14 protein-coding genes are annotated in these 13,981 nt (G+C 68.0%); 7 read left to right on the top strand and 7 right to left on the bottom strand.

What is annotated here, in order from left to right; translation table 11 throughout:
* Nucleotides 1–54: 54 nt before the first annotated feature.
* The 3 genes from tilS to dacB form a co-directional block, all read right to left on the bottom strand.
* On the bottom strand, nucleotides 55–1,071 hold the full coding sequence (gene tilS, locus E9229_RS05780) for a tRNA lysidine(34) synthetase TilS (protein ID WP_183510323.1): 1,017 nt from the start codon (nucleotides 1,069–1,071) through the stop codon (nucleotides 55–57).
* 11 nt (nucleotides 1,072–1,082) lie between these two features.
* Nucleotides 1,083–2,216 (bottom strand): zinc-dependent metalloprotease, encoded by a 1,134-nt coding sequence (locus E9229_RS05775; RefSeq protein ID WP_407671326.1) that lies wholly within the window; start codon nucleotides 2,214–2,216, stop codon nucleotides 1,083–1,085.
* 66 nt (nucleotides 2,217–2,282) lie between these two features.
* Nucleotides 2,283–3,704 carry a D-alanyl-D-alanine carboxypeptidase/D-alanyl-D-alanine endopeptidase gene (dacB, locus tag E9229_RS05770; RefSeq protein WP_183510321.1) on the bottom strand — a complete coding sequence of 474 codons (1,422 nt, stop codon included), beginning with the start codon at nucleotides 3,702–3,704 and terminating at the stop codon, nucleotides 2,283–2,285.
* A gap of 128 nt (nucleotides 3,705–3,832) precedes the next feature.
* Here dacB and E9229_RS05765 point away from each other — a divergent pair, with 128 nt between their 5' ends.
* A complete protein-coding gene (locus tag E9229_RS05765) occupies nucleotides 3,833–4,318 on the top strand; it encodes an inorganic diphosphatase (RefSeq protein ID WP_183510320.1) in 486 nt (161 codons plus the stop codon).
* 73 nt (nucleotides 4,319–4,391) lie between these two features.
* Here E9229_RS05765 and yczR read toward each other — a convergent pair whose 3' ends face one another.
* Nucleotides 4,392–5,849, bottom strand: a complete 1,458-nt coding sequence (gene yczR, locus E9229_RS05760) for a MocR-like transcription factor YczR (RefSeq protein WP_183510319.1) — start codon at nucleotides 5,847–5,849, stop codon at nucleotides 4,392–4,394.
* 47 nt (nucleotides 5,850–5,896) lie between these two features.
* Here yczR and yczE point away from each other — a divergent pair, with 47 nt between their 5' ends.
* From yczE to E9229_RS05745, 3 genes are read left to right on the top strand one after another with little or no spacing between them, the layout of a single operon-like run.
* A complete protein-coding gene (gene yczE, locus E9229_RS05755; RefSeq protein ID WP_183510318.1) occupies nucleotides 5,897–6,610 on the top strand; it encodes a membrane protein YczE in 714 nt (237 codons plus the stop codon).
* Between the two features lie 7 nt (nucleotides 6,611–6,617).
* On the top strand, nucleotides 6,618–7,235 hold the full coding sequence (locus E9229_RS05750; RefSeq protein WP_183510317.1) for a hypothetical protein: 618 nt from the start codon (nucleotides 6,618–6,620) through the stop codon (nucleotides 7,233–7,235).
* Nucleotides 7,160–8,218, top strand: a complete 1,059-nt coding sequence (locus E9229_RS05745; RefSeq protein WP_183510316.1) for an alpha/beta hydrolase — start codon at nucleotides 7,160–7,162, stop codon at nucleotides 8,216–8,218. The genes E9229_RS05750 and E9229_RS05745 overlap by 76 nt, the downstream gene beginning before the upstream one ends.
* Nucleotides 8,219–8,234: 16 nt before the next feature.
* Here the strand turns inward: E9229_RS05745 and E9229_RS05740 are convergent, their stop codons facing one another.
* The gene (locus tag E9229_RS05740) at nucleotides 8,235–8,651 is read right to left on the bottom strand and encodes a hypothetical protein (protein ID WP_183510315.1); all 417 of its coding nucleotides are present in this window, start codon (nucleotides 8,649–8,651) and stop codon (nucleotides 8,235–8,237) included.
* 215 nt (nucleotides 8,652–8,866) lie between these two features.
* Between E9229_RS05740 and E9229_RS05735 the strand changes: the two genes are divergently transcribed.
* Both E9229_RS05735 and E9229_RS05730 read left to right on the top strand, forming a co-directional pair.
* The gene (locus E9229_RS05735) at nucleotides 8,867–9,352 is read left to right on the top strand and encodes an RDD family protein (protein WP_183510314.1); all 486 of its coding nucleotides are present in this window, start codon (nucleotides 8,867–8,869) and stop codon (nucleotides 9,350–9,352) included.
* 191 nt (nucleotides 9,353–9,543) lie between these two features.
* Nucleotides 9,544–9,942 (top strand): hypothetical protein, encoded by a 399-nt coding sequence (locus tag E9229_RS05730; protein ID WP_183510313.1) that lies wholly within the window; start codon nucleotides 9,544–9,546, stop codon nucleotides 9,940–9,942.
* Between the two features lie 623 nt (nucleotides 9,943–10,565).
* On the opposite strand, the gene E9229_RS05720 is transcribed toward E9229_RS05730, so the two are convergent.
* Together E9229_RS05720 and serS are read right to left on the bottom strand one after the other, a co-directional pair.
* Entirely contained in the window at nucleotides 10,566–11,411 is an 846-nt protein-coding gene (locus E9229_RS05720) for an HAD family hydrolase (protein WP_183510312.1), read from the bottom strand.
* Nucleotides 11,412–11,586: 175 nt separating this feature from the next.
* A complete protein-coding gene (gene serS, locus E9229_RS05715) occupies nucleotides 11,587–12,873 on the bottom strand; it encodes a serine--tRNA ligase (protein ID WP_183510311.1) in 1,287 nt (428 codons plus the stop codon).
* 39 nt (nucleotides 12,874–12,912) lie between these two features.
* Here serS and E9229_RS05710 point away from each other — a divergent pair, with 39 nt between their 5' ends.
* Entirely contained in the window at nucleotides 12,913–13,971 is a 1,059-nt protein-coding gene (locus E9229_RS05710) for a diacylglycerol/lipid kinase family protein (RefSeq protein WP_183510310.1), read from the top strand.
* The last annotated feature ends 10 nt before the right edge of the window (nucleotides 13,972–13,981 follow it).

The following is a 13,981-nucleotide window of genomic DNA, read 5'->3' as shown; positions in this document are numbered from 1 at the left end:
AGCCCGGTTCGGCTTTCGGGCGTGAGCACGGGGCTGCGCCGGAGCCAGTGTGAGCTAATTCTCACCGGAGGGGGTCTTAATGGGCGTGCGCCCAAGGTGCAGCACGGTGATCTTGCGGCCCCGAGCGGCCCCGAGCCGGGTGGCCGTGACGTGTCCGGCCAGCTGGATCGGACCGGCGGAATCGGATCCGGCGACCAGCAGGCGCAGCGCCAGCAGGCGTTCGAATCCGGGAGCTCCGGCTCCCAGCGACGCCACTGCCATGCGCAGCACCCGGCCGAGCAGCGCCTCGGGCACGGCGCGCAGCGCCGGCAGCTCCAGTTCCAGCGCATCCGGACCCGTCTGGACGGCCAGCTTCGCCAGTTCGGCAGCCGCCAGCCCGTCGAGGTAATCGGCGTCGGTACCCGCCAAGTCGGCCGTGCGGGCCAACGCCGAGGCGAGACCCGGGCCCAGCATCGCGTCCATGGCAGGCAGCAGGTCAAGCCGGATCCGATTGCGCAGCGCGAGGCGTTCGGCGTTGGTGGGATCCTGCCAGTACTCGAGCGACTCGTGGTGGCAGATGGCCTCCGTGTCTGCCCTGCGCAGCCCGAGCAGCGGGCGCACGTAGGGCCCGCGTACGGCCGGCATGCCGGCCAGCGAGCGCGTGCCCGACCCGCGGGCCAGTCCCAGCAGCACCTGTTCGGCCTGGTCGTCCAGGGTATGTCCGAGCAGCACATGCCCGGCCCCGGTGGCTTCCAGGGCCCGTTCGAAGGCCAGATAGCGTTCGAAACGGGCCTCTGCCTCGGTCCCCGAGCATTCCCCTGCCCGTTCGATGATCACCGGGTCAAGTCCCAGCGTCCGGCATTGTGCTGCCGCCCGGGCAGCAGTTGCGGCGCTTTGTTCCTGCAGCCCGTGATCCACGATGACTGCACCGGCGTCCAGGTAACCCTTGCGGGCCAGGAAGGCCGCCGAAGTGGCCAGCGCCAACGAATCTGCGCCCCCGGAACAGGCGACCAGCACGCTGGCACCGCGCGGAACGGCGGACCTGATCGCGTTGCGGGCTGCAGCAAGGGCCGCCGGCAGGTGTCCTCCCATCCCCGTTGCCCCTAGAGGCCGGCGTCGGCCGGTGCACCGGACATGCGCCGGACCCAGTCCGAGGGGTGGTGCAGCTCGTGTTCGGTAGGAAGGTTCTCGGCCTTCTCCCAGACTGCGTTGAAGCCCTCCATGCCGATCTCCGCAACCACCTGGTTCACGAAGGCCTGGCCGTCGGAGTACTGGCGCATCTTGGCATCGAGCCCCAACAGCTTCCTGAACCACTTCTCGATTGCACCGCGGGATTTTCCGCGGCCACCGAAGCGCTGCCTGATGGTCCGCACCGTGGGTACGACGGAGGCGTCGATCCCGTCCATGACCACGTTTGCGTGCCCCTCGAGCAGGCTCATCACGGCAGTGACATGGCTGAGAATGGCCTTCTCCTCCGGTCCCTGGATCTTGGCCAGCAGCCCGCCGGTGTCCCCGGGGCCGGAGCCCTCCACCGAGGGCGCCTCGCCGAGGCTTCGTGCCGCGTCCCTGATCCGCTCGAGTAGCGAGGCCGAATCGTTCCCGCCCATCATCGAGGCGACCAGCTCGGCGACGTTGTCGCGCAGGTGTTCGCGCAGCCACGGTGCCGCCGCGAATTGCACGCGGTGAGTCTGTTCATGCAGGCAGACCCAGAGCCTGAAGTCGTCCGCGTCCACCGCGAGTTCGCGCTCGATTTCCACGATGTTCGGCGCCACCAGCAGCAGCCGGCCCCCGGCGGGGATCCCGGGGCGCAGCAGCGGAGCAAAGGGGTCGTACTGGCCCAGCACCTTGGAAGCGAGGAATGCCAGGATCGCACCCATTTCCGTGCCGGTGACGGCCCTGCCGAGGGCAGAAACCGACTCGACCGCCTTGTCCCCCTTGATCTCGGCCAGCCGGCGCAGGGCCGGGCCCAGCATGGCCTCGAAGCCCTGGACGTTCGCGTGGGCCCAGCCGGCCCGGTCGACGACTAGCACCTCCGAGTCGCGCAGGTCCCTGGCGGCTTCAAGGTGGGTGATCCGGTAGACGTGTTCCACCGATGCATCGGCCTTGATGCGCAGGTCGGCGACGACCTGTGCGATCTGGGTGGACGTGAGTTTCGGCCCGGCCCCGGCCAGTTTGGCCGCGGTGCCCGCCGCGAGGTCCCAGTTGATCAGTCGCAGTGCTGCGGATGTGGTGTCCATGGAATCCATCACATCACGCTTCACTGGACGCTTCCCGGTATTTCGTCAGCAGTGAAAGCGGGTTCGCTAGCGGCAGCCGCAGCCTGCCAGCACCGTGGCGAAGGAATCGAGCACGTCCTTGTGCGGCGCGATCACCTGCTGCGGGGACTTGGCGAAGACCGAGAAGGCAAGCAGTCGTCCGTCGTCCGCCACCACGAGCCCGGATAGCGAGCTGACTTCCAGCAGCGATCCGGTCTTGGCCCGGACCAGACCGCGGGTGGAGGTGGCGCCCAGCCGGTGCGAGAGCGTTCCGGTGGCACCGGCCAGGGGCAGCTGATAGCTCAGTTCACGCAGTGCCGGGACGCCCGATGTCGCTGCCAGCACCAGCGTTTGGGCCAGCTGGCGCGGGGCGACGCGGTTCGTAGCGGCCAGGCCGGAGGTATCGACCAGTTCCATGCCGGTGATGTCGATGCCCAGCCGGCCGATGCTGCGCCGTACGGCGTTTGCCCCGCCGGTGTAGCTGCCCGGTTCATCGGCCTTGATGGCCACGAGCCGGCCCATGACCTCGGCGACGTAGTTGTCCGAGACCTGGAGCATGAAGCTCAACGTGTCGCCCAGTGGCGCCGAGGAGACGGAAGCAAGCGTCGTGTCCCCGGCGTCCGACTGTCCGCGCGTGATCCCCGCCGCAAGCTGCGGGGCACCGGTGGTGGCCGCCAATTCTGAGCGCAGCGCGTCGGCGAAGGCCTGCGCCGCCGTCATCGCCGGGTCATCGACGCGCGTGGAGGAGGGCCCGGCATCGCGGCGGGCGCCGTAGAGTGCCAGCGGCTGGACAGCGGAGATGTTCGAGGTGTCCATCAGCGACTGGTCCCATGCGGGGTTCAGCCCCGGACCGGTGAACAGCGAGTCATCGAGCACGAGCTTGAGCGTGTCGTCGATGCCACCGGTGGCGTGTGCCTCGGTGAGCTTGGCCGCGACCTTCTTGGCCAAGGTGCCGACCCCGGCGTGGCCGACGGTGGATTCGGGCCTCGATTCCCCGGTGCCCAGCAGCACGTCGCCACCGCCGACCAGCACGAGCGTTCCGGCATCCGGCATCACCACCGAAGTGTCGAACGTCTTTTCCAGCCCCAGTTCAGTGGTGGCGGCGACCGCGGTGAGGATCTTCAGGCTCGAGGCCGGAATGCCGGGCCGATCCCCTCCGTGCTCATACAGCGTGGCCCCGTCAAGCACGTCAATGACGGTTGCGCTGAAGGAGGTGCCGTCGGGTTTCCTTAGCACCTGGTCAAGCAGCGCCTTGAGCCGGGCCGGGTCGGGGGCCGGCGCATCGGGCTCAAGGTGAGGCAATGCTGTCGGTTTCGCCACCGCTATTTCCGGGCGCGCGATGGGAGCCGGGTCCGGTGCGGGGGCCGGCGCAAACCAGACCGGGATCAAGTTCAACGCGAGCAGGCCCAAGACGGTACCGATGGCAACGACGGCCAGCACCGCGGCCAGTCCGCGTGGAAACTTCTTCATTGCTCTTCCCCGAAATCGTTGTTGGGTGCCGACGCCGTATAACCTTAAGCGCAGCACCCATAACATTAGACGGCGTTCGGATGCCCCTCGTTCCGTACGCTGCTCGCCCCGAGAGTCGAGGAGACTCCATGATCCACGATGTCACCATCGAGATCCCGACCGGATCCCGCGTCAAGTACGAGATCGACCACGAGACGCACCGCCTGCGTCTGGACCGTGTGTTGTTCACCTCCATGCAGTACCCGACCCACTACGGCTACTTCGATGACACCTTGGGCGAAGACGGCGATCCATTGGACGCACTGGTCTGGATCCCGGGCGTCGATCTGGTTCCCGGCGTCGTCGTCGATGCCCGCCCGATCGGGATGTTCAACATGACCGATGACGGCGGTGGAGATGCCAAGCTGATCTGCGTACCTGCGGACAAGCGCTTCGACCACATCCAGGAACTCGAGGACATCGACGGCTGGCTGATCAAGGAAATCGAGCACTTCTTCCTTCACTACAAGGACCTGGAACCGGGCAAGTGGGTCAAGGCCGAGGGCTGGGAGGGCCGCGAGGCCGCCGAGGCCGAGCTGGTTCGCTCGATCGAACGCCACAAGGCCCAGGGCTAGTCCCTGAATCCGGTTCATGCCCTTGGCGGGCCCGGTTCCATCCCCCTCGTGGGGCCGGAGCCGGGCCTTTCGCTTAGGCCCTGGGCCGGCCCCGCGCCGGCTCCCCGGCCGCCGCGGCCGCCCACGCCGATTCCAACAGCGGCAGCGCCCGCTCCAGGTCGGGGCCCTGCAACGCATAGGGGATGCGCACCCAGTGTTCCAGCCCGTGCGATTCGACGGCGAAGGCCGACCCCGGGGCCAGGCGCAGGCCGCGGGCCTCGGCCTCGCGGGACAGCGCGGTCGAGGCCGGCAGCGGCAGGTTGGCCCAGAGCGAGAGTCCCCCGGCGGGGCGGCGCACCTCCCAGTCCGGCAGCCGGGCCGCCAGTCCGGCCAGCAGCAGGTCCCGGCCCTCGCGCATCCCGGTCCGGGTGGACTGGTCGAGCCCGGGACGCGCCCTGAGCATGGCAGCGAGCACGAGTTGTTCAAGCACCGGAGCCCCGAGGTCGAGCGTCGACTTGGCGCGGGCCAAGGCGGTGGCCACCCGGTGCGGGGCCCGGATCCAACCTAGGCGCAACCCGCCCCAATAGGTCTTGCTGGCGCTGGAAACGGTGACGATGTCCCGGTTCCAGGCGGCCATCGGGGCAAGTTCCGGATCGGCATCGAGCCAGAGTTCGGCGTTCGTCTCGTCGACTATCCCCTGCACCGAGTTCCGCCGCAGCGCAGCGGCCCAGCGTTCGCGCCCCGGGGCATCGAGCAAGGTCCCGGTGGGGTTGTGGAAATCGGGCAGGGCGAGCATGGCCGCCACCTGCCTGGAGCCCAGGACCTTTTCGATGCCGGGCAGGTCGCTGCCCTCGGTTACCTGCGAGACCGGGATGATGCGTGAGCCGTGCTGGCGCAGTGAGGCAACCGAGTTCGGATAGGTGGGCGTTTCCACGGCGACCCGGGCACCGGGGCCCAGCAGGGCGCGGGAGGTGATGGCAATGCCGGCTAGGGCGCCGGCCGTGACGATGACCTGTTCCGGGACGGTGGGCAGGCCGCGGCGGCGATAATCCTCGGCGATGGCCTCGCGCAGCACCGGCAGCCCGTTCGGGTAGTAGCCCATCCCATTGATGTAGCCGGGCAATTCATCCAGTGCGCGTTCGAAGTATCCGGCCAGGCCGACCGGGGCCAGCGGAGCGGCGCAGGTGAGATCGAGGACGCCGGCTACGGCATCGGTTCCGCCGGGGACCAGTGGTTCTGCTCCGCCGCCGACGCTCCCGCCCGGGATGCGTATTTGGGTGCCGGAGCCCCGCCTGGCCTCGGCGAAGCCGCGCTCGCGCAATTCGGCATAGGCCCGGCTGACCGTCGTGCGGCTCAGGCCCAGCGCGTGCACGAGTTCGCGTTCGCTGGGCAGCCGGGTTCCGTGCAGCACACGGCCGTTGGACACTAACGTCCGGATCGACTCGCTGAGCCAGGCGTAGGCCGGACGCGCACCGGTATTTTCGCCCAGCATGGTGCGCAGCCCGGGGGCGGTCAGTTGAGCCAGCGGTGGTCCCATGAGGTCCAGTCTCACGCAATTGGCTCTTTTTCCCAAAGCCAATTACCCCGCAGAATGGAGTCATGAAGAAGCAACGCACCACCGAACTGAGCAATCTTTCGCCGCTGGCCCAGCTGCGGGCTGGCCGGCTGCCACACCGCCTGGTCCAGCTATTCCTCGGCCTCACGCTTTTCGGCGTGGCCATGGCCGGGTTCATCCGCGCCGGCCTGGGCACCGCCCCCTGGGACGTGCTGCACTACGGAGTGGCGCTGCGCACCGGGCTGAGCCTGGGCACCGTGGTGATCGTCTTCGGGTTCATCGTGCTGCTGCTATGGATACCGCTGCGGCAGCTGCCGGGCCTTGGAACCATCGCCAACGTGGTGTGGCTGGGAATCAGCGCCGACATCGCCCTGGCCCTGATCCCCGAGATCCACGGGCTCCCGGCTCAACTGGCCGTCTTCGCCGGTGCGCTGTTGATCAACGCGCTGGGCGGCGGCCTGTACATCGGCAGCCAGCTGGGCCCCGGCCCGCGGGACGGGCTGATGACCGGTTTGCATGCGCGCACCGGAGTGAGCCTGCGACTGGCCCGCACATCGGTCGAGGTGCTGGTGCTGGGCATCGGCTGGCTGCTGGGCGGCGTCGTGGGACTCGGCACCGTTGCCTACGCACTGGCCATCGGCCCGCTCACCCAATTCTTCCTGCGCCGCTGCATCGTCACCATGGATTCGCCTCGGACACCGACGACACCGCCCACCCGCCAGTGCAGATCAACCACATGTGATTGTTTCGGGGAATAATGGTGGGATGTATGTTCTGACCATCAACCAGCGGGACACCCGCGAATACGGGGACAGGGTCGATGAACTGATCGGCCTGCTCGAGCCGGTTCCCACCCTGCTCCATTTCCAGCGCTCCGTGGGCGACGAGGCCATCGGGGTAGTGGACCGGTCGGTGGACGCCGTGAACGCAGTGCTGATCGCCCTGCGGGAGCGGCGTTGGAACGTCGGCATCGGCGTCGGACCGCTGCACCTGCCACTGCCCACCGAGGTCGAATTCGCCCAGGGCCGGGCCCTGGTCCATGCCAGGCGGGCCGTAACCCGGGCCCAGCACACCGGGGACCGCGTCCCGCTGGCGGTGGCCGGTGACCATGCGCAGGCAGCGGAGGAGGCCGAGGCCGTGCTGCGGCTGATCGCGCAGATCGTTGCCACGCGCACCGACGCCGAATGGGCCGTCCTCGACCTGCTGACCCCCAACGTGCGCGGACAGCAGAAGCTGGTCGCCGCGGAGCTGGGCATCACCGCCCAAGCCGTATCCAAGGCGGTCGTCCGCTCCCATTGGGTGGAGGAATGGGCCTGCCGCCCGGCCGCCGCCCGGCTGCTGTCCTGGGCCGATCCCGAGGAGCGCGAATCCGCCGGCATCTAGCCGCGGCACTGGCCGTGGCACTGGCACTGAGCCTGCCGCTGAGCGCCAGCGCCCTGGCCACCGCTTCGGAACTCCCCGCGGGCATCCAGTGCCCGGACACCTCGGCCAAGGCATCGCTGCCCTGCGGCAGGACACCGGTGCGCAGCTTTACCGACATCGTCTACTCCTCCCCCGGGATCGGTGCCGCCGGCCGGTTCGACCTGGAATTTGACCTGCTGGTACCCGACTCGCCCGGGCCCAAGCCGCTGGTCGTGTACCTTCCCGGCGGCGGCTTCCTCTACGCGAATAGGACGGCGGCGCTGCCCCGGCGGACCTATCTGGCCGAGGCCGGATTCGTGGTGGCAAGCGTCAAATACCGTACTGTGACCGATGGCGCCTCCTATCTCGAGGGCGTGAGGGACGTGAAGGCCGCCATCCGCTATTTGCGCGCCCATGCTGCGGAGCTGTCCATCGACCCGGAACGGGTGGCCGTGTGGGGCGAATCCGCCGGCGGTTACATGGCCGCCATGGCCGGAACCACCGGTGGGGTCGAACGCTTCGAAGCGGGCGGGAACCTGGACCAGGACAGCAGCGTGGACGCCGTCATCGACGTCTACGGCACATCGGATTTGCCCCGGGTGGCAGCCGACTTCGATGCCGCAACCCGGGCGGTCAAGGGCGCGGCCGGTAGCCCCCACGCCCTGTGGCTGTTCGGACCGGGAAGCACCAAGGCGCTGGCCGAGGACCCGGCAGCGGCGGCCGCGGCCAGCCCACTGACCTACGCGAGCGCCGGGGACCCTCCGTTCCTGATGTTCCATGGGGCCAAGGACAAGACGGTGTCCCCTAGCCAGACCCGGATCCTGCAAGATGCGCTGCTTGCCGCCGGGGTACCCAGTACCCGCTATGTGCTGCCGAACGCCGGCCACGGTTCGCCGAAGGCCGCTTGGAACAGCACCGTCCTCATGGACACGATGATCCGGTTCCTGCGAGAGAAGCTGGGCTGACGATCAGCCGAGGCCACTACGTGGCCGAGGGCAGAGGCAACTGGCGGTATTCCAACCAGCCGATCGTGTAGTTCTCGCCGTTCCGGAACACGTCGAATGACAGCGGTGATCCGGGGCCGGGGCCGCTCAGTTCCAGTTTCGACCAGCGCCCCTTCTCCGAGCCGGGAACCTGCTTCAAGGTGAAGTCCCGGTCCGCACCGGCCGACTTCAGTTCCGCGGTGAGCCGGCCGAATTCGGCCGCAACCTCTTCGGGCCCCCCTGGACTGGTCAGCTTGCAGACCTCGGCCTGGTTGCCGGCCAAGGCCGCGGCCACCAGTTCCGTGGCCGCACGTTGGGGGCTGGAGGCTCCGGTGCCGCATTGGGCCTCGGTGGAGCAGCCGGCCAAGGCCAGCGCAACCGCTGCGAGGACCAGGGCCAAAAGACGGGATTTCATGGTTTCAAGCCTACAGTTTCCGCATCGGCCCAGCTCCGGGCGTCGACCCGGTCGAATTTTAAATATCAATTCGACTAAATGGTTGCGGGTGGGTCCGGACCTCCACGTCGTGCGAAACTTAACGAGTGACTTCCCTTCCTGCTCCACCACCACCACCACCACCGTCGACATCGACATCGACGAAGCAGCCCAAGGCGAGGAAGGCCGCCATCCCCATGGCCGGTTACCACCCCGGGGAACCAACACAATTCGCCGACGGCAGCTGGGGCTTCCAACCCCACTGGGGTTGGATCACGCTGGCCTGGCTTGTGGACACCCTCATCGTTTTCGGCATCGCCGTCGCGCTGCTGGGGGCCGCCAGCTCGTCCCAGGCCGTAGGCAACGACGAAGCCTGGCTCCTCCTCGCCCTCACCGGTCTCAGCGTTCCCTGGCTGCTGGGTTTCCTGTGCTTCAGTGGATATACGCCCGGATCGCTGATCTGCGGAACCCGCCTGGTGCGGATCGGCAACGGCCGGGCCCCCGGATTCTGGCGGGGCGGATGGCTGATGTTCCAACGCACCATCATGGTCCCGCTCGCAGCCTTATGGATGGTCAGCGTAGCAATCAACGGATCCTTCGACACGGGCTGGATCCGCAGGTTCCACGTGAGCATCAACCCGCGCCGCACCGCCTCACTGCGTAACGGAACCTGGCGCCCCTGACCCCCGGGAGCCGACCCCATGCCTCGTAGCGGGTCGCTCGGGCACCAGGTAAGACTTGCTGGCATGCCCCCGCTTGCTCCCGCACCGACATCGAAGAAGCCGACGCCTGCCGACGAGGCCCCGATGGCCAGATACCGCCCCAGGTTGTCTCGACCTTCGCCGACAGGAGCGAAGGCATGCAGGTGCACTGGATGCCAATCGCGTGGGCGCTGATGCACCACGGCACTGCCGCGGGGTGGGGCGTGGCCATTGCCCTGGCTGCTCGGATTCGCGTGCTTCGCCGGACACACGCCCGGCGCGCTTGTCGCCGGCACCCGGCTGGTGCGGTTGTCGCCGGCACCCGGCTGGTGCGGTTGGAGGACGGCACCACTCCGGGTGAGTGGCGCGGTTGCTGGCTGATGTTCCAACGCACCGTGCTCAACCTGCTCCTCCCCCTCTCACTGCTGCCCGAGGCCTGCGGCGGCGGCTTTTCCCCTGGCAGCGCAGTTGGGGGCACACTGGCATCGGGCCGCAGGGCATTCATCAAGGCGGTGGATTCCGCAGCGCACCCGGATAGCGCCGCGCTACACCGGCGCGAAGCGGCCGTGTAGCGCGGCGCTATCCGGCCTTCCTGGGCTTCGTGGAAGAAGCGGGCTGGGTGGCCCTGGCCTTCGCGGACATTGACGGCGGACACCCTGATTCGCCGTGGCATCCGGCCCAGCTCGAAGCTGCACTTGATGCACTCGGGCGGCTTGCAGCGATCGACCCGGGGCTGGTTCCGGGTTTCCTTCCCGCTGCGGCCCAGAGCCACGGCCCGTTGCCTGCCGGGTGGGAACGCCTGCTGAATGATCCGGCGCCGGGTGCCCGGGACACCGATGGACTGCGGGTCCTGGCTGCGCTGGCTGCCCGGTCGACCGCGGCATTGTCCGGCGGGCACCTGGTGCATGCCGACTCGCGCGCCGACAACATGCTTGTCGACGCCGCAGGGAACATGATCCTCGTTGATTGGCCCCATGCCTGCCGCGCTCCGGCCTGGTTCGATGCGCTGAGCCTGCTGGTCAATGCAGCGACGCTTGATGCGGGGTCCGATCCGGAGCCCTGGCTCTCCACCCACGTGGTGTTCGCCGGGGCTGCCGACGCTGCGCGCGTTTCAACTGCGGCAGGGCCAGGCCGTACTGGGTTGGCTGCATCGGCGCGGGGACATGGCTCCCTGGCCGGATTCCGCTTCGGAAGCCTAAAGGGCGGGAACCGGAAGCCCGGCGAGCACGAGGACCAGCCCGTCCTGATCTACCGAGTCGGTGACCTCGTCGGCTGCCGCCTTGACCTCGTCGGGGGCCTGGCCCATGGCCACGCCCCGCCCGGCCCAGCCGAGCATTTCGATGTCGTTGCGCCCGTCGCCCACGGCGAGCGTATCTGCCACCTCGAAGCCCAGTTGTTCGCGCAGCATCTCCAGCGCACTGGCCTTGGAGACTCCCTCGGCTGCGATATCCAACCAGGCCGTCCACCCGACCGAGTAGGTAACCCCGTGCAGCCCGATGGCGGCGACCGCCTCACCGAATTCCTCGGCCGTGGAGTCGGTGGAGAAGACCACCAGACGCACCGCGGTGGCCGCCAGCATTTTTTCGAAGTCCACGGCCTGAGCCACGACGCCAAAGCTTGCATCTTGGAAGCGGGAGGTGGAGAGGAAGTTGCCGTGGTTGTCTTCCAGCGCGTACTTGGCCGTGGGCAGGGCCTGGCGCAGGGCGATCAGCGCGGGGGCCGGGTCGAAGGTGCGCCGGTCGATGACCTCGTAGCCATCGGGCAGGCCCATGTCGATGCGTACCGTGATGCCGCCGTTGCAGCAGACGGCATAGCCGCTCTCGATGCCCAGGATCCTGATCACCGGCAGGGTCGCACCGAGCGAACGGCCGGTCGAGATGACCACCTCGTGGCCCGCCGCGACGACCGCGTGGGCCGCTTCCTTCACTGCCGGGCTCATGGCCCCGTCGTGGTCCACCAGGGTGCCATCGACGTCCAGGCACACCATGATCTTGTTGTCTTCTTGCCGGTCTTCGATGCCGGTCCTTGTCATCACTGTCATTCATCCAGTAGACCACCACTGGGCGATAAAAGCGCATGATGCCGGTCACGCGGGAGGTGAATTCCGGGCGACCCCCCCCCCCCCCCCCCCCCCCGAACCCGCGTCAAACGCAACGGCCCGGTCCGGATCCGCCGCTGACGGATCCGGGCCGGGCCGGCTCGTGCCCTGCTGCCGCCTAGAGGACCGGCAGGACTTCCATGCCGCCCAAGTACGGGCGCAGTGCGACGGGCACGTTGACCGAGCCGTCCGGGTTCTGGTGGTGCTCCAGGATGGCGACGATCCAGCGGGTCGTGGCTAGGGTGCCATTGAGTGTCGCGACGGAGCGGGTCTTGCCCGGCTTGCCTTCGGCGTCGATCTCTCGTTCCCGGATGTTCAGGCGACGCGCCTGGAACGTGGTGCAGTTCGAGGTTGACGTCAGTTCGCGGTAGTCGCCCTGGGTCGGGACCCATGCCTCGCAGTCGAACTTGCGTGCGGCACTCATGCCCAAGTCACCGGCGGCCGTATCGATCACCCGGTAGGGCAGCTCGACCTTGGCCAGCATTTCCTCTTCCCAGGCCAGCAGGCGCTGGTGTTCCTCGGCCGCCTGCTCCACCGGGCAGTAAACGAACATTTCCAGCTTGTTGAACTGGTGCACGCGGATGATGCCGCGGGTGTCCTTGCCTGCGGAACCGGCCTCGCGGCGGTAGCAGGAGCTCCAACCGGCATAGCGGGTCGGACCGTCTGACAGGTCAAGGATCTCCTCAGCGTGATAGCCGGCCAAGGCCACCTCGGAGGTACCGACGAGGTACATGTCGTCGCGCTCGAGCTTATAGATCTCGTCGTCGTGGGCGACGTCGAATCCGGTGCCCTGCATGGTCTCAGGACGCACCAGGGTCGGGGTGATCATCGGGATGAAGCCGTTCTGCAACGACTGCTCCAATGCCATGTTCATCAGCGCGATTTCGAGCCGTGCGCCGACGCCCTTGAGGAAGTAGAAGCGCGATCCGGAGACCTTGGCGCCGCGTTCCATGTCGATGGCGCCGAGCAGTTCGCCCAGTTCCAGGTGGTCGCGGGGTTCGAAGCCCTCGGCGGCGAAGTCACGCGGAGTACCCACGATCTTGACGACGGTAAAGTCGTCTTCGCCACCGGCCGGAGCACCCTCCTGGATCAGGTTCGGCACCGAGCGCGCCAGGGCAGTGAGTTCGGCCTGGGCCGCGTTGGAGGCGGCCTCGGCGGCCTTCACGTTGGCGGAGAGGTCCTTGACCTCGGCCAGCAACGCGGCCTTCTCCTCGCCCTTGGCGGCGCCGACCTTCTTGGAGAAGATCTTCTGCTCCGCGCGCAGCGCCTCGAAGGCGGCAATCGACTCGCGTCGAAGCGCATCCGCGGCGATAATCCGGTCAACCACGGATTCGTCGGCCCCACGGTCCCGCTGCGAGGCACGGAACAAATCAGGATTCTCGCTGAGTTCTTTTACGTCGATCACCCCACAAGCGTATCGAATCCCGGTTAGTGTGGGTGCATCATGCCAAGGAATCGCCTCATTGCGTTGCTCCTGTCGGCCGTCGCGGGCATCACCGCCGCGGTCAGCTGGTTCTCCGTACGCAAGCTCGCCAACCGGAACCGACCCACCTCGAAGCTGCCGCGCGCCGGAGGGGAATCGACAGCACGCAAGGTAGCCGTGGTGCTGAACCCGACCAAGGCGGGCACCGGAGCGGCGGCCGCCGCCGTGCTCCACGTCTGCGCCGAGGCCGGAATCCCGGCACCGTTGATCTTCGAAACCACGCCCGAAGACGCAGGGCGCGATGCTGCGCTCAGGGCCCTCGAAGCCGGCTGCGACCTGGTCATCGCCGCAGGCGGGGACGGGACGGTGCGCGCCGTGGCCGAATCGCTGGTGCACGGGACGGCGTCCTTGGGCATCATTCCGCTGGGCACCGGGAACTTGTTGGCCAGGAACCTCGAAATTCCGCTCGATGATCCCTTGGCGGCCGCCTTCGATGCGGTGACCGGCGCGGTGCGCCTCATCGACACCGGGCTGATCGAGCTGGAACAGACGGACGGGAAACGCGTCGAGCACACCTTCTTGGTCATCGCCGGCATCGGCTCCGATGCCGACATCATGGACGACACCGACGAGGGGCTCAAGGCCAAGGTCGGCTGGCTCGCATACTCGGAAGCCGGCTTCCGGCACCTCCCGGGCAAGCGGAAGAAGATCTCCATCGCCTTGGACGGCGCCCCGGAACAGACGCGTAGCGTCCGCTCGGTACTCTTTGCCAATTGCGGCAAGCTGCAGGGCCTGGACCTGGTGCCCGACGCCCGGGTCGATGACGGGCTGCTCGACGTGGTGGTGCTCAGCCCGCGCAGCGTGGCCGGCTGGGTCTGGATCCTGCTGAAGACCACCTTCCGTCATCGGGGATCGATCCCGCAGATGGGTTTCTACCCCACGGCGTCGCTCTCGCTGCGCTGCCACGAGCCGATGAACACCCAGATCGACGGGGACCCGACCGGGCTGGTGAACGGGCTGACAGTCACCGTGAAGCCGGCATCGATCAGGATGCGCCTGGGCCGGCTTGACGGGATCTGAGCAACGGATC

The organism is Paeniglutamicibacter cryotolerans, from assembly GCF_014190875.1.
Classification (GTDB): domain Bacteria; phylum Actinomycetota; class Actinomycetes; order Actinomycetales; family Micrococcaceae; genus Paeniglutamicibacter; species Paeniglutamicibacter cryotolerans.
The sequence above is the reverse complement of the archived record's forward strand: the minus strand, read 5'-3'. Positions and strand labels throughout refer to the sequence as shown.

Excerpts from the sequence above, each read along its gene's own strand:
- yczE (WP_183510318.1), top strand. The coding sequence starts at position 5,897 with ATGAAGAAGCAACGCACCACCGAACTGAGCAATCTTTCGCCGCTGGCC.
- dacB (WP_183510321.1), bottom strand. The coding sequence starts at position 3,704 with ATGAAGAAGTTTCCACGCGGACTGGCCGCGGTGCTGGCCGTCGTTGCC.
- E9229_RS05750 (WP_183510317.1), top strand. The coding sequence starts at position 6,618 with ATGTATGTTCTGACCATCAACCAGCGGGACACCCGCGAATACGGGGAC.
- E9229_RS05710 (WP_183510310.1), top strand. The coding sequence starts at position 12,913 with ATGCCAAGGAATCGCCTCATTGCGTTGCTCCTGTCGGCCGTCGCGGGC.
- E9229_RS05735 (WP_183510314.1), top strand. The coding sequence starts at position 8,867 with ATGGCCGGTTACCACCCCGGGGAACCAACACAATTCGCCGACGGCAGC.
- E9229_RS05775 (WP_407671326.1), bottom strand. The coding sequence starts at position 2,216 with ATGGACACCACATCCGCAGCACTGCGACTGATCAACTGGGACCTCGCG.
- tilS (WP_183510323.1), bottom strand. The coding sequence starts at position 1,071 with ATGGGAGGACACCTGCCGGCGGCCCTTGCTGCAGCCCGCAACGCGATC.
- E9229_RS05745 (WP_183510316.1), top strand. The coding sequence starts at position 7,160 with ATGGGCCTGCCGCCCGGCCGCCGCCCGGCTGCTGTCCTGGGCCGATCC.
- E9229_RS05730 (WP_183510313.1), top strand. The coding sequence starts at position 9,544 with ATGCCAATCGCGTGGGCGCTGATGCACCACGGCACTGCCGCGGGGTGG.
- E9229_RS05720 (WP_183510312.1), bottom strand. The coding sequence starts at position 11,411 with ATGACAGTGATGACAAGGACCGGCATCGAAGACCGGCAAGAAGACAAC.
- E9229_RS05740 (WP_183510315.1), bottom strand. The coding sequence starts at position 8,651 with ATGAAATCCCGTCTTTTGGCCCTGGTCCTCGCAGCGGTTGCGCTGGCC.
- E9229_RS05765 (WP_183510320.1), top strand. The coding sequence starts at position 3,833 with ATGATCCACGATGTCACCATCGAGATCCCGACCGGATCCCGCGTCAAG.